General features: G+C 65.9%; 19 protein-coding genes and 1 riboswitch. Of the genes, 8 read left to right on the top strand and 11 right to left on the bottom strand.

The window, feature by feature from the left end:
• Nucleotides 1–125: 125 nt before the first annotated feature.
• Both LQ953_RS05675 and LQ953_RS05670 read left to right on the top strand, forming a co-directional pair.
• On the top strand, nucleotides 126–464 hold the full coding sequence (locus LQ953_RS05675; protein ID WP_231029728.1) for a P-II family nitrogen regulator: 339 nt from the start codon (nucleotides 126–128) through the stop codon (nucleotides 462–464).
• 14 nt (nucleotides 465–478) lie between these two features.
• Nucleotides 479–1,834 carry an ammonium transporter gene (locus LQ953_RS05670; protein ID WP_231029726.1) on the top strand — a complete coding sequence of 452 codons (1,356 nt, stop codon included), beginning with the start codon at nucleotides 479–481 and terminating at the stop codon, nucleotides 1,832–1,834.
• Between the two features lie 133 nt (nucleotides 1,835–1,967).
• On the opposite strand, the gene LQ953_RS05665 is transcribed toward LQ953_RS05670, so the two are convergent.
• Complete coding sequence (locus LQ953_RS05665; RefSeq protein WP_231029725.1) at nucleotides 1,968–2,402, bottom strand: TIGR01244 family sulfur transferase; 435 nt, start codon at nucleotides 2,400–2,402, stop codon at nucleotides 1,968–1,970.
• The gene (recQ, locus tag LQ953_RS05660) at nucleotides 2,399–4,168 is read right to left on the bottom strand and encodes a DNA helicase RecQ (protein WP_231029723.1); all 1,770 of its coding nucleotides are present in this window, start codon (nucleotides 4,166–4,168) and stop codon (nucleotides 2,399–2,401) included. The genes LQ953_RS05665 and recQ overlap by 4 nt, the downstream gene beginning before the upstream one ends.
• Before the next feature lie 126 nt (nucleotides 4,169–4,294).
• Between recQ and LQ953_RS05655 the strand changes: the two genes are divergently transcribed.
• Complete coding sequence (locus LQ953_RS05655; RefSeq protein ID WP_231029721.1) at nucleotides 4,295–5,755, top strand: ATP-binding protein; 1,461 nt, start codon at nucleotides 4,295–4,297, stop codon at nucleotides 5,753–5,755.
• Nucleotides 5,756–5,784: 29 nt separating this feature from the next.
• Here LQ953_RS05655 and LQ953_RS05650 read toward each other — a convergent pair whose 3' ends face one another.
• Nucleotides 5,785–6,723, bottom strand: a complete 939-nt coding sequence (locus LQ953_RS05650) for an alpha/beta fold hydrolase (protein ID WP_231029719.1) — start codon at nucleotides 6,721–6,723, stop codon at nucleotides 5,785–5,787.
• Between the two features lie 58 nt (nucleotides 6,724–6,781).
• On the opposite strand from LQ953_RS05650, the gene LQ953_RS05645 reads away from it, so the two are divergent.
• Nucleotides 6,782–7,054 carry a GNAT family N-acetyltransferase gene (locus LQ953_RS05645; protein WP_231029717.1) on the top strand — a complete coding sequence of 91 codons (273 nt, stop codon included), beginning with the start codon at nucleotides 6,782–6,784 and terminating at the stop codon, nucleotides 7,052–7,054.
• 19 nt (nucleotides 7,055–7,073) lie between these two features.
• Here LQ953_RS05645 and LQ953_RS05640 read toward each other — a convergent pair whose 3' ends face one another.
• Nucleotides 7,074–8,894 (bottom strand): ABCB family ABC transporter ATP-binding protein/permease, encoded by a 1,821-nt coding sequence (locus LQ953_RS05640; RefSeq protein ID WP_231029715.1) that lies wholly within the window; start codon nucleotides 8,892–8,894, stop codon nucleotides 7,074–7,076.
• Between the two features lie 95 nt (nucleotides 8,895–8,989).
• Here LQ953_RS05640 and LQ953_RS05635 point away from each other — a divergent pair, with 95 nt between their 5' ends.
• The gene (locus LQ953_RS05635) at nucleotides 8,990–9,226 is read left to right on the top strand and encodes a hypothetical protein (RefSeq protein WP_231029713.1); all 237 of its coding nucleotides are present in this window, start codon (nucleotides 8,990–8,992) and stop codon (nucleotides 9,224–9,226) included.
• A gap of 3 nt (nucleotides 9,227–9,229) precedes the next feature.
• Here the strand turns inward: LQ953_RS05635 and LQ953_RS05630 are convergent, their stop codons facing one another.
• The 5 genes from LQ953_RS05630 to LQ953_RS05610 form a co-directional block, all read right to left on the bottom strand.
• Nucleotides 9,230–10,168, bottom strand: a complete 939-nt coding sequence (locus tag LQ953_RS05630) for a phytoene/squalene synthase family protein (RefSeq protein ID WP_231029711.1) — start codon at nucleotides 10,166–10,168, stop codon at nucleotides 9,230–9,232.
• Entirely contained in the window at nucleotides 10,165–10,746 is a 582-nt protein-coding gene (locus LQ953_RS05625; RefSeq protein ID WP_231029709.1) for a TIGR00730 family Rossman fold protein, read from the bottom strand. The genes LQ953_RS05630 and LQ953_RS05625 overlap by 4 nt, the downstream gene beginning before the upstream one ends.
• On the bottom strand, nucleotides 10,743–12,221 hold the full coding sequence (locus LQ953_RS05620; protein WP_231029708.1) for a phytoene desaturase: 1,479 nt from the start codon (nucleotides 12,219–12,221) through the stop codon (nucleotides 10,743–10,745). The genes LQ953_RS05625 and LQ953_RS05620 overlap by 4 nt, the downstream gene beginning before the upstream one ends.
• Complete coding sequence (crtY, locus tag LQ953_RS05615; RefSeq protein ID WP_231029707.1) at nucleotides 12,218–13,378, bottom strand: lycopene beta-cyclase CrtY; 1,161 nt, start codon at nucleotides 13,376–13,378, stop codon at nucleotides 12,218–12,220. The genes LQ953_RS05620 and crtY overlap by 4 nt, the downstream gene beginning before the upstream one ends.
• Nucleotides 13,379–13,467: 89 nt before the next feature.
• On the bottom strand, nucleotides 13,468–14,937 hold the full coding sequence (locus LQ953_RS05610; RefSeq protein ID WP_443026546.1) for a S41 family peptidase: 1,470 nt from the start codon (nucleotides 14,935–14,937) through the stop codon (nucleotides 13,468–13,470).
• A gap of 219 nt (nucleotides 14,938–15,156) precedes the next feature.
• Between LQ953_RS05610 and relB the strand changes: the two genes are divergently transcribed.
• The 3 genes from relB to LQ953_RS05595 are packed head-to-tail and all read left to right on the top strand — an operon-like array spanning nucleotide 15,157 to nucleotide 16,218.
• Nucleotides 15,157–15,375, top strand: coding sequence for a type II toxin-antitoxin system RelB family antitoxin (relB, locus tag LQ953_RS05605; protein ID WP_231029706.1), 219 nt, complete (start codon nucleotides 15,157–15,159; stop codon nucleotides 15,373–15,375).
• Entirely contained in the window at nucleotides 15,359–15,583 is a 225-nt protein-coding gene (locus LQ953_RS05600; RefSeq protein ID WP_231029705.1) for a type II toxin-antitoxin system RelE family toxin, read from the top strand. The genes relB and LQ953_RS05600 overlap by 17 nt, the downstream gene beginning before the upstream one ends.
• Before the next feature lie 26 nt (nucleotides 15,584–15,609).
• Nucleotides 15,610–16,218, top strand: a complete 609-nt coding sequence (locus LQ953_RS05595) for a hypothetical protein (RefSeq protein WP_231029704.1) — start codon at nucleotides 15,610–15,612, stop codon at nucleotides 16,216–16,218.
• An 18-nt stretch (nucleotides 16,219–16,236) separates the two neighbouring features.
• Here the strand turns inward: LQ953_RS05595 and thiC are convergent, their stop codons facing one another.
• Together thiC and LQ953_RS05585 are read right to left on the bottom strand one after the other, a co-directional pair.
• The gene (gene thiC, locus LQ953_RS05590) at nucleotides 16,237–18,126 is read right to left on the bottom strand and encodes a phosphomethylpyrimidine synthase ThiC (RefSeq protein ID WP_231029703.1); all 1,890 of its coding nucleotides are present in this window, start codon (nucleotides 18,124–18,126) and stop codon (nucleotides 16,237–16,239) included.
• A 48-nt stretch (nucleotides 18,127–18,174) separates the two neighbouring features.
• Nucleotides 18,175–18,265: riboswitch (TPP riboswitch) on the bottom strand.
• 52 nt (nucleotides 18,266–18,317) lie between these two features.
• The gene (locus LQ953_RS05585) at nucleotides 18,318–19,166 is read right to left on the bottom strand and encodes a MipA/OmpV family protein (protein WP_231029702.1); all 849 of its coding nucleotides are present in this window, start codon (nucleotides 19,164–19,166) and stop codon (nucleotides 18,318–18,320) included.
• Between the last annotated feature and the right edge of the window lie 7 nt (nucleotides 19,167–19,173).

Raw genomic sequence — 19,173 nt, 5'->3', positions numbered from 1 at the left:
CTGCACAAAAATTAAGGCACCGGTAACACTCTCAACCCGCCGCTCCTCGCCAGCTCCCCTCCCGCCAGCAACTGGCACACCCCTTGCAACACTGTTCCCCGGGATCAATCGCACAGGGGGGCGAAGTGAAGCTCATCATCGCCATCATCAAACCGTTCAAGCTGGACGAGGTCCGGGAGGCGCTCACGGGGGTAGGCGTCACCGGCATGACCGTCACCGAGGTCAAGGGCTTCGGCCGGCAAAAGGGCCAGACCGAGATTTATCGCGGTGCTGAGTACAGCACGAACATGGTGCCCAAGATCAAGATCGAGGTCGCCGTGGCGTCCGATCTGGCGGACCGCGCCGTGGAGGCGGTGCAGGCTGCGGCGAGCACCGGCGCGATCGGCGATGGCAAGATCTTCGTGCTCGATCTGGGGCAGGCGGTGCGGATCCGCACCGGCGAGATGAACGAGACGGCATTGTGATGAAGGGGGTCACCATGAAGCTTTCGACGAAACTGGCGGCAGGGGCGGGGCTTGCCCTGTTCGCCGCGCTGCCCGCCTGGGCACAGGATGCCGCGCTCCAGGCGCCGGCCGCCGCGCCCAGCGCCACCGTGGACAAGGGCGACACCGCCTGGATGATGACGTCCACCATCCTCGTCCTGATGATGATCCTGCCGGGCCTGGCGCTGTTCTATGGCGGCCTGGCCCGCACCAAGAACATGCTGTCGGTGATGACGCAGGTCGGCGCCGTCGCCGCGCTCGCCATGCTGGTCTGGGTGATGTGGGGCTACACCATGGCTTTCGGCCCGGATTACACCTCGGGCCTCAGCAACATCGTCTCCAACTTTGACAAGCTGTTCCTCAAGGGCGTGACGTCGGCCTCACAGGCGGCGACCTTCACCGCCGGGGTCGAGATCCCCGAATATGTCTTCATCTCGTTCCAGATGACCTTTGCCGCGATCACCATCGCGCTCGTCCTGGGCTCGGTGGTGGAGCGGATCAAATTCTCGGCCGTAATGGTGTTCGCGCTGGTCTGGCTGACCATCGTCTATTTCCCCATCGCGCACATGGTCTGGGCCGCGAGCGGCCTGTTCTTCAAGGCTGGCGCACTCGATTTCGCCGGCGGCACCGTGGTGCACATCAACGCCGGCGTCTCGGCGCTGGTGCTGGCGCTGCTGCTGGGCAAGCGCATCGGCTATCCGACGGAGCGGATGGCCCCGCACAGCCTCACGCTGACCATGGTCGGCACCGGCCTTCTGTGGGTGGGGTGGTTCGGCTTCAACGCCGGCTCGGCGCTTGAAGCCAATGGCTCGGCGGCGCTGGCGATGATCAACACCTTCGTCGCGACGGCCGCCGCCGGCCTGTTCTGGATGCTCGCTGAGCGCTTCTCGGGCCACAAGGGTTCGGCCCTGGGCTTCTGCTCGGGCATCATCGCGGGACTGGTCGCGGTGACCCCGGCGGCCGGCAATTCCGGCCCCTTCGGCGCCATCGTGCTCGGCGCCATCGCCTCGCTGGTCTGCTTCGCCTTCGTGACCGTGGTGAAGCCCAAGCTTGGCTATGACGACTCGCTCGACGCCTTCGGCATCCACGGCGTGGGCGGCATGGTCGGCGCGATCGGCACTGCGGTGGTCTACGCGCCCTCGCTCGGCGGCCCGGGCGCTGCCGATTACGATATGGGTGCCAAGCTGCTGGTCCAGCTCAGCGCGGTCGGCACCACCATCGTGTGGGCCGCGATCGGCACCGCCATCGCCTACGCCATTGCCAAGGCAGTGACCGGAGGCCGCGTGAAGCCTGAAGTCGAAGCCGAGGGACTCGATCTCGGCGAGCATGGCGAGCGCGCCTACAATTATTGACGAATTCGGGGCGCCGCGGTGCGGCGCCTCACCCGATGTTCCTCCTGCGGACGCACTGGGCCGGTGGTGTAAAAACCACCGGCCCTTTTTTATCAACGGCTTAGCAGGAGTGGCCGCAAGTTTTCCGCGTCGACTAGATAGTTGCCTGACCCGAAAGCGCATCCAGCAACGGCCGAATGCCCTCAATGTCGTATCCCGCCCCCGCAGCCTTCGCGGTGAGCGCGTCGGGATCGCCACCCCGGCTCGCCTCGGCCAGCGCCCACAAGTTGCAAGACCGCGTGCCAGACCGGCAATAGGCCAGCACCGGCCCCTCCGCCTGCTCCAGCGCGTCTACCATCGCCTCGACCTGCACCGCCGAGAACCCGGCATGCGTCACGGGAATGGCCGCATAGCTGAGCCCGGCAGCCTCCGCCGCCTCGCGGAGCGCAGCGCCATCCGGCTGCCCGAACTCCTCGCCATCGGGACGGTTGTTGATGATCGCCTTGAACCCGGCTTCGGCGAGGGCAGGGACCTGCTCCGGCGAAATCTGGGGCGCCACCGAAATCTTGTCGTCGATCTTGCGGATCATGCCGCCTCCTGGATCACTTGCAGAAACTCCGACCCATAGGCTTCGAGCTTGCGCGCGCCAACGCCGGAGATCCGGCCCAGCTCGGCGAGCGTTCCCGGTTTGCTCAAAGCCATGTCGCGCAGCACCGAGTCATGGAAGATCACATAAGGCGGCAAGCCGGTTTCCTGCGCGATCTCCCGCCGCTTCGCGCGCAACGCTTCGAACAGCGGATTGCCGGTGGGGTTGATCCCGCCGGCCGCACCGCGCTTGCCGCGCCGCTCGCGCTTGGGCGGCAGCACCAGCTTCAGCCCCGTTTCGCCCTTCAGGATCGGCTTGGCGGCGGGCCCGAACTCCAACCCGCCATGGGCATTGGTGCGCAATGCGTCGCGCAGCAGCAGCGCGCGCGAAACCGGCTTCAACAGCGCGGCTTCCTCGCCGCTGACGATCCCGAACACCGACAGCTTCTCGTGCCCGTTCATCAGGCTCCGCTCACTGGACTGGCCCAGCAGGATGCTCTCGATATAGCCGGTGCCGAACATCATGCCGGTCCGGAACACCGCGGACAGGAACTTCTGCGCGACAACGCCAGCATCCACGGCAGCAGGCGGCGACAGGCAGTTGTCGCAATTGCCGCACTGCTCCGGTGTATTCTCCTCGCCAAAGTGCCGCAGCAGAATGCGCCGCCGACACTCGGCCGTTTCCACCAAGGCCCCCAGCGCAGTCAGCCGCGCGCGTTCACCCGGCTGCCGCCCAGGCTCCACTTCACCGATCCGCTGCCGCGCCCGGGCGAAGTCGTCCGCCCCCCAGAACAGATGCGCCACCGCCGGATCGCCATCGCGGCCGGCGCGTCCGGTCTCCTGATAATAGCCCTCGATCGACTTGGGCAGCCCGGCATGGGCGACGAAGCGCACATCGGGCTTGTCGATCCCCATGCCGAAGGCAACCGTGGCGACGATCACCATGTCCTCCGACGCGACAAACGCCGCCTGGTTGCGCCGGCGTATCTGGGGATCGAGTCCGGCATGGTAGGGAAGCACCGATCGGCCGGTTTCGGCGAGCTTCTCGGCCAGCTTCTCCACCCCCGCGCGTGTCTGGACATAGACGATGCCCGGTCCCGGATTGTCGGCCATCACGTCCATCACCTGACGCGTCGTGTTCTCACGCGGCTGGATCGTGTAGCGGATGTTCGGCCGGTCGAACCCGGCGACGATCATCCCCTCGGTCGGGATGCCGAGCTGTTCGCCGATATCGGCGCGGGTGTGCGCATCGGCAGTGGCGGTCAGCGCCAGCCGTGGCACATCCTCGAACCGGTCGAGCAAGGGCCGCAGGAGCCGGTAGTCCGGACGGAAGTCATGCCCCCACTCGGAAACGCAATGCGCTTCGTCGATCGCGAACAGTGACAGCCGCGCTTGCCCCAGCAGGTTGCGGAAATGCTCGCTCGAAGCGCGTTCCGGCGCGACATAGAGCAGGTCAAGTTCGCCTGCACGAAAGCGCTGAATAGTCTCCTCGCGGTTTTCGTCGACGCTGGTCAGCGTCGCAGCGCGAATGCCCACGGCTTCGGCGGCACGCAGCTGGTCGTGCATCAGCGCGATCAGCGGCGACACCACGACGCACGTTCCCTCCAGCGCCAGCGACGGCACCTGGTAGCAGAGCGACTTGCCCGCGCCGGTCGGCATCACCGCCAGCGTGTTGGCGCCGCGCATCACGCGCCCGACCACCTGGTCCTGCACCCCGCGAAAACCCGGAAAGCCGAAAGTAGAACGCAGGATTTCAAGGGGATCGGCCATCGGCCACGAACTAGGCGCGCCGCGCGACCCTGTCGAGGCGGCGGTTCCGTACCCGCAACGAGCACTCACAGCTTTTCACTGCTACGCCCTTGCCGCTGGGCCGCGCGACCGCCAAAGCAGCGGATAATGACGGTAAGCGTGGATATGGGGATGGACGCGGGCGGAGCGCCCGTGGGCATGGACCTGGAGGAACTCCTCGCCACGCGGCTTCTGGTCCAGGGCAATTCGGGTTCGGGCAAGTCGCACCTGCTGCGCCGCCTGCTGGAAAAGAGCGCCGGCCATGTCCAGCAGGTCATCATCGACCCCGAAGGCGACTTCGTCACGCTAAGCGATCGCTACGGCCACCTCTCCATCGAAGCGTCGGAGCACAGCGAACGTGACGTCGCTCGCATCGCCGCCCGCATCCGCGAACATCGGGTCTCGGTCGTGCTCAGCCTGGAAGGGCTGGAGGCCGAAGGCCAAATGAAGTGCGCCGCCGCGTTCTTGAACGGCATGTTCGACGCTCCCCGCGAGCATTGGTATCCTGCGCTGGTGGTGGTCGACGAGGCGCAGCTGTTCGCGCCAGCCGGCGGCGGCGAAGTCGCCGAGGATGTGCGCCGCGCCTCCCTTTCGGCGATGACCAACCTGATGTGCCGCGGCCGCAAGCGCGGGCTTGCCGGCGTGATCGCCACTCAGCGTCTTGCCAAGCTGGCCAAGAATGTCGCCGCCGAAGCGTCGAACTTCCTGATGGGTCGTACCTTTCTCGACATCGACATGGCCCGCGCCGCCGACCTGCTCGGCATGGAGCGTCGCCAGGCCGAAGCGATCCGCGACCTGCAGCGCGGCACGTTCCTCGCCCTCGGCCCCGCCGTAGCGCGGCGCCCCGTTGCGATCCGCATCGGCACCGTCGAGACGTCTGCGCGCAGCTCGAGCCCTAAGCTTACGCCTCTACCACAGGCTCCAGCTGAGGACATGAAGGAGCTGCTGCTCGCGCCCGCTGAGCCAAGCTGGACCCCGCCCGAGCCAACCACACCGATAGCTCCCGCGCCAGCACGCTCGGAAACGCTGCTCCAGGCGCTTGCCCGCTCAGTGCCCTCGGTCGCGGACACCGGCCCTGAGATGGAGCCGGAAGAAGCGGCGGGCCATGTCACCGACGTGCTGCGCGCCATCGTCGCCGACAGCGAGTCATCGTTCCGCTCGCCTTCGGTCTTGTACCAGGATTTCCTGGTTCGCTGCCGAATGGTCGGCCTTGCCCGGCCGCCACTCGATCTTTCTGCCTTTACCCGCCGGCTGTCGGCTGCCCGCGCCGGCATTCATGGCGATCCCGACCAGGATTGGTCGCAGGCGCTTGAAGCTGCGCGCGCGCTCCCCGACGACATGCTGGGGCCTTTCCTCCTCGTGGCGCGCGCCGCACGGGAGGGGGAGCCGTGCCCGAGCGATCAGGAGATCGCCGCGACCTATGGCACCAGCTCGCTCGGCCGCGTCCGCCGGCTGCTCCAATATATCGAGAGTCGCGAGCTGTTCGTGACGCGCATCGACTTGGCGGGAAAGCGCTCGATCACCATCCCGCGCCTGGGCTGGACCACACAGCCTTCTGAGTCCGGCTGACGGCGCCTGCCACATGGGCGATGCGCGCGTTAGCGCATCAACTCGCGCAGCCACGTCGCGGTCACATCAGGATGCGTCACCGGCAGCATGTGCCCGCCCTCGACCCGCGTCAGCGTGGCACCCGGAATCTCGCCAGCCGTTTGTTCGCCGTTCAACTGCGGGTCGAGCACGCGGTCCTCCCGTCCGAACAGGATCGCAACAGGAACCCGCATTTCGCTGTACCGCTCCCGCAGCTTGCGCATCTCACCGCGTACATTCAGGATTTCGAACGATCCGGCCATGTAGCTCTTCGGGCGCAGCGCCAGGGCGCCGCCGCCCCGCGTCGCGAAATCGTCGGGCACTGGATCGGGCGCGAACACGGCGCGCGCCGTTGCGGCGCGGCTGACTGCGCCTGCTGGAACTGCCAACAGCCAGGCGGCGGCAAAGCGCAAGGGGGCAGGGACCAACAGCCCCAGGAACGGCTTGGGCGCACGGTTTACCGGCTGGCTGAGCGGCGCGATCAGCGCCAGTCCCCGGACCAGCTCCGGCCGGTCTAGCCCCAAGGCCAGCGCCACCGCACCGCCTAGCGAGTGGCCGACGACCAGTGGCCGGCCCAATCCCAAAGCCTCGATCAGCGCGGCGGTAATGGCGGCCTGCTCGGTGATGCCCGGCCTTGCCCCGCGAACGGCCGAATGGCCCCAGCCGGGCCGGTCGACCAGGATCACCCGGTAGTCGGCCGTTAGCCGTTCCGCCAGCGAGTGAGAGAAGTTGCGAAGCTGCCCCATCAAGCCATGCACCATCACCAGCACAGGCGCGTCCCGAGGCCCCAGGTCCACATAGTGCAACTGCGCGCCGGCCAATTCGATGAACTGCCCATCAGCGGGCGCAAGCGCTTCCGCCTTGCGCGCAGCATAGGCAGACCAGGCCACCAGCGCCCCAGCAGCTGCCGCCCCCGCGCCCAGAGGCGCCGCCATCTTCCTTGTGTTCATCGACCATCCGCCCTTACGTACGTTCCAACAGGAACGCGCCAGCGAGCAAAGGTGCCCTATGAACGACGTCATCGACAATGCCGCCGAACAGCGCTTCGAATTGGAAGTGAACGGTCACACCGCCATCGCGGCGTATGAACGCGATAGCGGCGTGGTGACCTTCACCCATACTGTGGTGCCCTCTGCCCTGCGTGGGCAGGGTGTCGGCAGCCGCCTGATTGAGGGCGCCCTGACGCAGGTACAGGAAGCCGGTGAAAAGGTGCGTCCCCTTTGCACCTTCGTGGCCGGCTACATCGCCCAGCATCCGCAGTGGCAGGATCTCCGCGCCTGATCAGCCAACGGCCGATCCGTTACTCGGCTGCCAGATCCTCGCCTTCGTCGCTTTCCTGCGCCTGGCGCGTCCACATCTCCGCATAAAGGCCGCCCAGCCGCAGCAATTCGGCGTGGCTGCCCTGTTCGACCACTCGCCCGCTTTCCAGCACGACGATGCTGTCGGCGTGGACAATGGTGGAAAGCCGATGCGCGATGACGATCGTCGTACGCCCGCGCTCGATCGCTTCCAGCGTCGCCTGGATGTCCGCTTCGGTACGGCTGTCCAGTGCGCTGGTCGCCTCGTCCAGGATCAGGATCGGCGGGTTCTTCACCAGGGTGCGGGCGATCGCCACGCGTTGCTTCTCGCCGCCCGACAGCTTCAGCCCCCGTTCGCCGACGCGGGTGTCGAATCCGTCCGGCAGCGCCTGGATGAATCCGGCAATCGCGGCACCACGCGCGGCGTCGGCAATGTCCTCGGGCATCGCGTCCTCGCGGCCATAGGCGATGTTGTAGCCGATCGTGTCGTTGAACAGCACCGTGTCCTGCGGGACGATACCGATCGCGGCGCGCAGCGACTGCTGCGTCACTTCCCGTATGTCCTGTCCGTCGATGGTGATCCGACCGCCCGTCACATCGTAAAAGCGGTACATCAGCCGAGCCAGCGTCGACTTGCCAGCACCCGAAGGACCCACCACCGCCACCGTTGCGCCGGCAGGTATGTCGAGGTCGATGCCCTTCAGGATCTGCCGCTCGGGATCATAGCCGAACTCGACATTCTCGAAGCGGACACGCCCGCGTTCCACGTGGAGCGGTGCGGCAGTAGCGGCGTCGGTGACCTCGGCTGGCGTGTCGATCAGATCGAACATGCTGCCCATGTCGATCACGCCCTGGCGGATCGTTCGATACACCCAGCCTAGCATGTCGAGCGGACGGAACAGCTGGCTGAGCAGGGTGGAGACCAGCACCACATCGCCCGCGCTGAACTGACCCGAACTCCACCCGAACACGACCAACGCCATGCCGGCGCCCAGCATCAGGTTGGTGATCACCGCCTGGCCAATGTTCAGCCATGCCAGCGAGTTTTCCGAGGTGACCGCCGCCTTCATGTACGACGTCATGGCCGCGTCGTAGCGCTCAGCCTCGCGCGCCTCGGCGTTGAAGTACTTCACCGTTTCGAAGTTCAGCAGCGAGTCCACCGCGTGTGCGACCGCACCGGTATCAAGATCGTTCATCCGCTCGCGCAGCTTGGAACGCCAATCGGTCACCCAGCGCGTGAAGGCGATATAGACCACCACCATGGCCACCGTGCCGATCACTAGCCAGCTGCCGAAACGCGTGCCGAAGATGCCGAGCACCAGCGTCAGTTCCAGGATGGTCGGCGCGATGTTGAACAGCAGGAAGTAGAGCATCGTGTCGATGCTCTTGGTGCCCCGTTCGACCACCTTGGTAACCGCGCCGGTGCGCCGTTCGAGATGGAAGCGCAGGCTCAACCGGTGGAGGTGGCGGAACACGTCGGACGCGAGGCGGCGTGACGCGTCCTGGCCGACCTTTTCGAACACCGCGTTGCGAAGATTATCGAAGAGAACCGTACCGAGCCGCGCTGCGGCATAGCCGGCCACCAGCGCCACTACGAGCCACAGCCCGTCGCGCGATCCGCTGGCCATGCCGTCGATCGCGCCTTGCAACGCAAATGGGGCGCCATAGACCTGCACCACCTTGGAGATGAGCACGAGGATCATCGCGACGACGATACGGACGCGCAGCTCGCGCGCGTTTCGCGGCCACAAATAGGGCAGGAAGCGCTTCATGGTTCCGAGCAGGGGCCGCTCGGGTGCGGAGACGGGATTCAGGGGAGGCATTAACCCTCAACTTGGTGGTTCAAGCGCGTGCCTGCAATGTTTTGCTGGAACGGCCGCGTGTTCGCTTCGTTGTAACCCTCGGAAGGAAAAGCGAAATGGACCAGGTCTTCTACGTCCTAGCCATCATGGGTTGTGCCGATGATTCCGCGCTCTGTCAGCAGGCGCGGGTGGAACCCGCACGCTATACCTCCGTCGCTGCATGTCAGGAAGCCATGCCGATTGCGCTTGAGCGCAACGCGGATCTCTCTTTCCCGGTGATCAGCGCAACCTGCCGCCGCGATGGCCCGCAATGGGCCAAGAACGAGCGCAGCCGCACCCAGCGCGGCGGCTGAGCCTCAGCGCGGGCGCGTCCACAGGCCATCTGGTCTGGCGACGTCGCCGTACAGCCGCTGCCGATCCCTCGACTGCCGATACGCGCGCAGGATCCACCCCAGCTTCTCCACTCCCGATGTCGTGACGCGGTGGTCCCAGGCATGGTCGCCCCGCGCCGCAACCTTGCGCGCGATGTCGCCATAGATGCCGGCTGCGGCGAGGACGGCCCAGGCAGAGCGAAAGGACAGGGCAGGGGTGCCGCCCCGCGCGCTCGCCTCGAACGCTTCCGCTTGAGCCGCAAGCCGGCGTGCCAGCACCGTCAGGCGCGGGCGGAAGGGTGGCTTCATGTGCTCGCCGGGAGGAATGTCCATCTCGACCAGCCATTCTATGGGAAGGTAGCAGCGACCGACCCGGTCATCTTCTTCGATGTCCCGGGCAATGTTGGCCAGCTGAAAGGCCATGCCCAGATCACAGGCGCGGTCGAGCACGTCCTGGTCGTCGGGTGCCACCCCCATCACCACCGCCATCATGCAGCCGACGGCACCAGCGACATGGTAGCAGTATTGATACAGGTCCGCTTCGCTGCGCGGGCGCCAGTCCTCGGCGTCCAGCGCGAACCCGTCCACCAGGTCCCACACGAACCGGTGCGGCATGCCGGTCTCCGCAACCACGATGCGCAGCGCGTCGAATGCCGCGTCCCCGACCCATTGGCCGTCGAGCGCCGCCTGGGTGCTGGCGCGGATCGCCTCCAGCCGCGCGGGCGCATCGCTGACCAGCGCCATGCCATGCCCATGGTCCTGCCCATCCGCCAGGTCGTCGCACGCGCGGCACCAGGCATAAAGCAGCCAGGCGCGCTCGCGGGTCGCACGGTCGAACAGGCGGCTGGCGGCTGCGAAGCTCTTGGATCCGCGGCCGATCGACTCTCCCGCGGTCGCGACAATGGCCTCGCGGCCAGGGGTCACAGGTCGTCGCGCTTCATGTGGATGATCGGCGTGGTCGGCTCGAAGCCGCGCATTTTGTCGAGCAGCCGTTCGAGATCGTCGTCGGCGAGCAAGATGCCCTGATGCTGCGGGCGCAGGAAGCCGACGCTGCCCATCTTCGCCACGAACTCGAGCAGACCATCATAGAAGCCGGCGACGTTCAGCAGTGCGACCGGCTTGGCATGATAGCCCAGTTGCGCCCAGCTCATCGCTTCCCACAGCTCGTCCATCGTGCCGGTGCCGCCCGGGATGGTCAGGAACCCGTCCGATAGCTCCGTGAAAGCTGCCTTGCGCTCGTGCATGGTGTCGACGACGTGCAACTCGCTCAAGCCGCGATGCGCCACCTCGGCATTGACCAGCGCAGTCGGGATGACTCCGATCACTTCGCCGCCGGCCTCCAGCGCGCTGTCCGCAACAGCGCCCATCAGCCCCAGCTTGCCGCCGCCATAGACAACGCCGATGCCGCGCTCTGCCAGGCCGCGGCCCACCGCGCGCGCGGATTCGATGTAGATGGGGTCGCTCGGGGTGGCCGATCCGCAATAAACGGCAACGCGCTTCATCGATTTCCTTCCAACATCAGTGCCGCCGTGGCCTTGGCGCTGCCGACCACACCGGGAATGCCGGCGCCTGGATGGGTGCCGGCGCCAACGAAAAACAGGTTCGAGATCGCCTCGTCGCGATTGTGGACGCGGAACCAGGCGCTTTGGGTGAGGATCGGCTCCAGGCTGAAGCCCGCGCCCAGATGCGAGCGCAGATCGTTGGCGAAATCCGGCGGCGCGTACGAGAATTTGGTGACGATCCGCTCGCGAAGGCCCGGGATCATCCTCCGCTCGACCTCGGCCAAGATACGATCTTCTAGGATCGGGCCGATCTCGTCCCAATTGGCCGGGAACTTGCCCAGATGCGGCACCGGCGCCAGCGCGTAGAAAGTCGAATGATCCGGCGGGGCCATGCTGGGATCGGTGGCGGTCGGGTGGTGCAGATACAGCGAGAAGTCCTCGCTCAGCACGCCATGCTTGAAGATGTCGTCCAGCAGCCCCTTGTAGCGCGGGCCGAACAGGATCGAATGGTGCTGCACATCCGGGCATGCGCCACGCACGCCGAAGTGGACCACGAACAGCGACGGGGAGAAGCGCTTGCGCTCCAGCTTCGCTGCGGTGCGCTGGGCACTGCGCGAGTCCTTCAGCAGATGGCGATAGCTGTGCACCACCTCGGCATTGCTTGCGACCGCGTCGACTTCCATTTCAAAGCCGCTTTCGGTGCGTACCCCCGTCACGCGATCGCCCAGCGTGTCGATCGCCGCCACCGGGTCGTTCAGCCGCAGCACGCCGCCCAGCCGCTCGAAATGGCGCACCATGCCCGCCACCAGCTGGTTGGTGCCGCCCTTGGCGAACCACACCCCGCCGTCGCGCTCCAGCTTGTGGATCAGCGCATAGATCGCACTGGTCGCCATCGGATTGCCGCCGACCAGCAGCGTGTGGAACGACAGTGCCTCGCGCAGCTTCTCGTTCTTCACGAAGCTCGACACCATCGAATAAACCGATCGCCAGGCCTGCGCCTTCATCAGCGCTGGCGCTGCCTTGATCATCGCGCTGAAGTCGAGAAACGCGACATGGCCGAGCTTCACATAGCCTTCGCGGTACACTTCCTCCGAATAGCGCAGAAACTTGCGGTATCCCGCGACATCTTCGGGGTTCAGCCGCGCAATCTCGGCGCCCAATTGGGCATCGTCGTTCGAATAATCGAACATCGTCCCATCGGGCCAGGAAAGCCTGTAGAAAGGCGAGATCGGCAGCAGGGTCACGTCTTGCGAGATGTCGTGCCCGGACAGGCGCCACAGCTCGGCCAGCGCGTCGGGTGCGGTGATCACCGTCGGCCCACCATCAAAGGTGAACCCATCGCGCTCCCAATAGTAAGCGCGGCCGCCCGGCTTGTCGCGGGCCTCCAGCACGACCGTGTCCACGCCCGCCGACTGCAGCCGGATGGCAAGTGCGAGGCCGCCGAACCCAGCGCCGATGATTGCAACCCGCTTCATATCTTTCCCCGCAAGGCTTGGACCGCGCGTCCGATCGGCACCGGTGGCTTTCCGCTCAGCACCCGTACCCGGTCCCACGCGCTCGACTGGCCGGCATAGAACCGGGCGATGAGCTCCGCGTCCAGTCGATAGAAACGTTCAAGCACCTTGTAGCGCGCTTCGGGTTCGGCGGCCTTGAACAGCATCCGGCTGAGCATGCGATAGAAACCGCGAGCACGCCATGTCCGCCGCGCATGGCCGTGCAGCAGTTCGTGCAGCGCCGCGCCCTCGATCGACGCGGCCTCACCCACCAGAGCGGCGGTGCGCACCGCGTCGGGCATCGAGTAGCTGGTGAGCGGGTGGAACAGCCCGGCGCGCACGCCTGCCTTCGCCACGCCCTCGCCGCCGCTGCGCCAATACGCGTCGAAGTCGCCGCCCATCACCACCGGCAGCGCGCCGGCTTCCTCGCGCAGTACCTGTTCGACGTGCCAGCCCTGACGGGTGGCGTGGAGATCGATCCGCTCGCCCAGCGCTGCTGCGTCGATGTCGGGCGTGTCGCTGTAATAGGTGTCCTCGACGAACAGCCGGGTGGGCGTGAAAGGCAGGGTGTAGAGGAAGCGATAGCCGTCGATCTGCGGCACCGTCGCGTCCATCACCACGGGGTTGGTCACCGCATGCGGCTCGGCGAGTGCCAGTTCGCGGCCGAGAAACTTCTGCCAGCCCAGTTCGAGTGCCGACAGGTCGCCGGCGCCGCGGCAGTCGATCACGCCGCGCGCCTCGACCAGCCCACCGCCGGCCAGCTGCACGCTGGTGGGGGTTACCGTCACTACTTCGCGGCCGAACAGCAGCGCCGCTCGCGGCATTTCCTGGCGCAGCACTCGGTCGAAATGGCTCGATTCGACCGAGTAATAGCGCGCCTTCAGCGTGCGGGCGTGGTCCGGGAAGGCGATGTCATAGCGCGGCCAGCCATGCCCGATCAGCGGCGCCACCAGCCAGCGGTGCGCCGGATCGATGTCGCTGGCGAAGAACGACCACAGATGGTTGCCCCCCAGGCGCGACGATCCCTCGATCACCCGCACGTCCAGGTCGGGCCGCCGGCGCCGCAGCGCCAGCGCGATCAACCCACCCGCAAGGCCGCCGCCCACGATCGCGACGTCACAACTGATCCTTGCCGACATGGCCCGCGCCTAGCCCATGGCGGGGGTGCGATCCAACAAAAAGCCCGACAATCCGACTCTTCGGCGAAACACTTCGTCGCGCAGCGGCCTCAGAACGCGCCCGGCACGGCATGCTGGCCGGGGCTGGGCCGTTCAGGCATCAGCGGCTGGCGCACGCCTTCGGCCACGTTCTGCGTCCGCAAGGAGGCCGAGGGCGAGGCTCCGGAGATCGGCACGCAGCTGCGCCCGGCCAGGAAATCGAGCGCGACCTTGGTGGACGCTTCGGCAGGGTCGCCGAGAGGGCGGCTCAGATCGTCGCCGGCGCGGCAGGTCACGTCCATGTTGCTGGCCAGCCCGTTGAAATAGCGGCCCTGATGGTCGCGATTCTCGGTTGCAAAGGCGATCACGCGCAGCCGGTCGTCGCACGCGGGCCGGTCGATCGCGATCTGACCGACCGGCTTGCCATAGGTGTTGCTGCCCACCAGCGCCTCGTTAGCGCGCAGATAGGGCAGCATGCCGTTGATCACCAATTCGCTGGCCGATGCCGTGCCGCCGGTGCCGATGAAGGCGATACGGGTCGGCGCGATCGATTCGGGCTGCGGCGCGAAATAATCGACTTCGTTGTTCGACGCCTTTTCCGGACGGAAGGTCGTGTAGCCGAACACGTCCGAGGGCGTGCGATTGGCGCCCAGCAGATCGCCGAACAGTTCCGCGATCGAGACCAGCCCGCCGCCATTGTAGCGCAGGTCCACGATCACGTCGGTAATCCCCTGCGCCTTGAACTGGGCAAAGGCGCTGCGCAGCGCCGGATCGGCGGTGTCGATAAAGGTGCGCAGATTGACATAGCCGACCCGCTGCCCGCCATTATCGATGATCCGGGTGCCATAGCGGCTGGAAACCGGCGTCAGCGTGTAATCGGTCTTGGCGACGCTCACATCACGCGTTCCGGCGGCATCGCGCACGCGCAGCAGCCGGGTGGTGCCGACCGTGTCGGGCCCGAGCGCGTTCACCACCGCCTGCGGCCCGCCGCTCGCCACCAGGTTCGACACCGACTGGAGATTGCCCGCAGTGGTGCCGATCGCCAGGATCTCGGTACCGCGGTCGATGCCAGCGGTCAGCGCCGGCGCGCCTTCGAAGCTTTCGGTCACGGCCACACGCCCAGCGGCGGTGTCATAGGTCAGGCGGAAGCCGAAGCCCGCGCTGGAGCCGGTGCGGATATAGGCGTTCTCCTCCGCGATGGAGGTGCGGTAGGTGAAGAACCGGTCCCGGTTCTGCCCCCGCGCCGTCGCGGTCAGCGCGTCGATATAGGCGTCGAGGCTGGTAAAGCCCGCCGGGTCGAGGCTCGCCGGCAGCGTTTCGGGAAAGAGATACCATTCGCGCAGCACCGACAGCGCCCAATCCTGGCGCTCACGCAGCGAACAGCCGGCCGTGGGCGCCGGCGTGGCACCGGTGCCGCCAGTGGTACCCCCGCCCGCGCCCGTGCCGCCGCCAACCGCGACACTGCCGCCGCCTCCGCCGCCGCACGCGGACAGCAGCGCCAACGCTGAAAAAAGTGCCCCGAAACGGCTATGCTTGATCACGCCTTCGTCCTTTGACTTCAAGAACTTGTCGGCCGCAAGCTGACGCAGCTTGCCAATCCGCGCAAGCGGAAAGCCGCTGCTCGATCAATGTGCGACGGCGGAAGTTTAGAAAAGTTTAGGCCAAGTCGCTTTCTTCCTGCCGCTTCAAATCTTCAATCACCACGTCGCCCAGACCGTTGCTCGGCCACGTTCCATGACATACATGTAAAGCAAGGAGGCATGCTGGCATTGCGCATCGACGCCGAGCTGGAGAAGCGGCTGGAGGCGCTGGCGGCGAAGACCGGGCGCACCAAGACCTTCTATGCGCGCGAGGCGATCCTGGCGCACCCCGACGATCTGGAGGATTTCTATCTCGCCGAGGCGCGGATGAAGGACTTCCGTTCCGAAGACGCGATCCCGCTTGCCGATCTGAAGGCCGAGCTTGGCCTGGGCGATTGAGTTCGTCCCTGAGGCGGCGAACGAACTGAAGAAGCTGGGCCGCGGCGAAGCGGCACGGATCATCCGGACGCTGGAAGAGCGGATCGCGGTGCTGGACGACCCGCGTTCGCTGGGCGCGCCGCTGGTTGGCGAGCATGCGGGATATTGGCGCTGGCGGATCGGCGACTATCGCGTGCGGGTGGGGCGTCGGCGGGAGGTTTATCGATGATAAATGGGCGAAGGAAGATGAGCGGAATGGATAAGCTTCTTTTGTCGGCATTCAGCGCCATGCTCGGATTCATGCTGTCTCAATCATTCAACTTCATCAACTACATAAGACGCCCTCGTTTCGGGACAGATCACTTTGAGGACGGAGTGATTTCTACTTACATGGGGGACCCGCCGGAGACTCCTTGGGAGATACAACTAGGATTCTATTTGAAGAATTGTGGAAGAAACCCAGCGAGAAATACGCGTGTTTATGTATCCGCTGTAAAAGCGGCTTCAAAGTCCTCTGCCGATCTAAGCACAACTTCTACTGAAATATACGAACTCAGACGCCCGCTCGACTTCATACCTCCTGGCGAGAATGTCCGAGTAGAACTGGGCACGATCAAGGGTGACAGTTGCGATCTAAGGCTGTGTTTGAACTCGCCATTGGACGAAGAAGAGTCCGGGATGGTCGAAGCCGATACGCGCGGCATGGTACGATTTTCTGCAACCTTCTATGTAAGTTGCGACGATAAGAACTCTTTTCAAAGTTTCGTCCTTGAGTTCCGGCCGGATCTCAACGAGTGGGCGGCGAGCCTTTTCGAGGATTATACCGTCGATTACCTGGACTTCCTCACTCGGCCAAAACTCTGAGAAGAATCTTGATTAGGCTCAATCCCGCTCCCGCCCGCCAGCGCCCATGTAGAGCTCGCTGCCGGTTTCCTTGAACACCTTGCTCATCGCGGCCATGCCGGCTTCGGCATCGACCGGGTCGGCGGGTGCTGCCGATAGTGAGGTAGCGGCCAGGAAGGCGTTGGCGGGCTGGTTCTGCTTGGCGGCGAAGTCGCGGACCTCTTGCGTGATCTTCATCGAGCAGAATTTTGGGCCGCACATCGAGCAGAAGTGCGCGGTCTTGGCGCCTTCGGCGGGGAGGGTTTGGTCGTGATACTGCTCGGCCGTGTCGGGATCGAGCGACAGGTTGAACTGGTCGCGCCAGCGGAAGTCGAAGCGGGCGCGGCTGAGCGCGTCGTCGCGGACCTGGGCGGCGGGATGCCCCTTGGCGAGGTCGGCGGCGTGGGCGGCGAGCTTGTAGGTGACCACGCCGACCTTGACGTCGTCGCGGTCGGGGAGACCGAGATGCTCCTTGGGCGTGACGTAGCAGAGCATCGCCGTGCCGTACCAACCGATCATCGCCGCGCCGATGCCGCTGGTGATGTGGTCGTATCCCGGCGCGATGTCGGTGGTGAGCGGCCCGAGGGTGTAGAAGGGCGCCTCGCCGCAGGCCTCTAGCTGCTTTTCCATGTTCTGCTTGATCTTGTGCATCGGCACATGGCCGGGGCCCTCGATCATCACCTGGACGTCCTGCTTCCAGGCACGGTGGGTGAGCTCGCCCAGGGTGTAGAGCTCGGCGAACTGGGCTTCGTCATTGGCGTCGGCGATCGAGCCGGGGCGCAGGCCGTCGCCCAGCGAATAGGCGATGTCATACGCCTTCATGATCTCGGTGATTTCGTCGAAGCGCTCGTAGAGGAAGCTCTCCTTGTGGTGCGCCAGGCACCATTTCGCCATGATCGATCCGCCGCGGCTGACGATGCCGGTGACGCGCTTGGCGGTCATCGGGATGTAGGGCAGGCGGACGCCGGCATGGATGGTGAAGTAATCCACGCCCTGTTCGGCCTGTTCGATCAGCGTGTCGCGGAAGATCTCCCAGGTCAGCTCCTCGGCAATGCCGCCGACCTTTTCCAGCGCCTGGTAGATGGGGACGGTGCCGATCGGGACGGGCGAGTTGCGCAGGATCCATTCGCGGGTGTCGTGGATGTTGCGGCCGGTCGACAGGTCCATCACCGTGTCCGCGCCCCAGCGGATCGACCACACCATCTTATCGACTTCGCTGGCGACGTTGGAGGCAACGGCGGAGTTGCCGATATTGGCGTTGATCTTGACCAGGAAATTACGGCCGATCGCCATCGGCTCGGATTCGGGGTGGTTGATGTTGTTGGGGATGATCGCGCGGCCCCGCGCGACCTCGTCTCGGACGAATTCGGGGGTGACGTAGTCGGGGATTTCCGCGCCGAAGCTCTCGCCGTCGCGGATATATTCGGCCAGGCGCTCCCGGCCTAGGTTCTCGCGGGTCGCGACATATTCCATCTCGGGCGTGATGATGCCGCGGCGGGCATAGTGCATCTGGCTGACATTGGCCCCGGGCTTGGCGCGCAGCGGGCGCTTCACGACATTGGGGAACTGGGGGACGCCGCCCGAGCGGTCGGGGCCGAGCTGGCCATTGTCCTCGGGCCGGATCTCACGCGCGTCATAGGCCTCGACATCGCCGCGCCCGACGATCCAGTCGTGGCGCAGCTTGGGCAGGCCGCCCATGATGTCGATGCGCGCGTTCGGATCGGTATAGGGGCCGGAGGTGTCGTAGACGCGGACTGGGGCCTCGCCCGAACCGGGCTCCAGCTGGATCTCGCGCATCGCCACGCCGAGCGGGCCGACATGGATCTTTCGCGAGCCGCGGATGGGGCCGGTGGTGACGCCGATTTCGGTCTTTGCGGGGATATCAGCCATGCGTTCTCTCCAGTGTCGCATGGAGAGGGCGGATTTCGAGTGACCGCCTCCCTCCCTACGCCGGTGTCAACCGGATCAGGTTCAGCGGGTCGGAGGCTGCGGCCTCCCTCTCAAGCGCGACGAAGCGCTCCCCCGGGGATGCGTCGAGTCTTAGCAGGTTGGGCGGGGCGCGTAACCCCCGCCCGTGCGGGTTAGAACGAGAAGGCGAGGCCGAAGAAGCCCATCCACTGGTTGGGCGATCCGGCAACCCGGACGATCGGCGAGTCCGCGGCGTCCCCGGTCAGCTTGCGATAGGTGCCGCCGCCGACCAGCTGCAGCCCGCCGGTCAGGTCGCCGGTCAGCGAGATCGCCGTGCCCGCGCCCAGCGTCCAGCTGCGCCAGCCGCCATCGGGATCATAGGCCGCGAGCCCGCTTGCCACCGACTGGCCGGGGGTGACGCCGAAATAGGCGTCCATCTGGCCGTTCTCGGCACGCTCGGCCGAGGCGAAGACGGCGACCAGCGCCTTGCGGCTCAGCGGCGTCATGTAGCTGATCGAAGGGGTGAGGATGCCCGCATCGGAAACGCCGCTGACATCGGTGCGATAGCTGACGCTGACCGACAGGCGGTCATAGTCGCTGGTGATCACCCCGGTCTTGCCGACGCCGACATAGCCGCCCAGCTCGAACGCCGTGCCGAGCTCCCCCAGCGCCTTTACCTGCGGATCGTCGATGCTCTTGGTGCTGGTGCGGTTGAAGTTCACTACGCCGATCGGCCCGGCCTGGAAGTCGATGCCGGGTCCGCCGCCATCGGGGATCAGGTCGACGCTCAGCCGGTTGCCGAGCAGCTGGAAGTTGAAGCCCGACACGCGGCCGATCGCGGCGGGCACTGGCGACCAGCGGTAATCGTCCGAACCCTCATAGTCCGGCAGGATGCCCGCACCCGCGCCGACGATAGCAAAGTCGCCGCCGGCATCGGCCGGCGGCGGCGTGTCTTGGCTCTGCGCCAGAGCGGGCGTGGCGGCGAGTACCAGCAGCGGCAGCGCCAGCGTGCGGAAGAACATGGTTTGC

This window comes from Sphingomonas sp. IC-56, from assembly GCF_021043375.1.
Taxonomy (GTDB): Bacteria; Pseudomonadota; Alphaproteobacteria; order Sphingomonadales; family Sphingomonadaceae; genus Sphingomonas.
The sequence above is the reverse complement of the archived record's forward strand: the minus strand, read 5'-3'. Positions and strand labels throughout refer to the sequence as shown.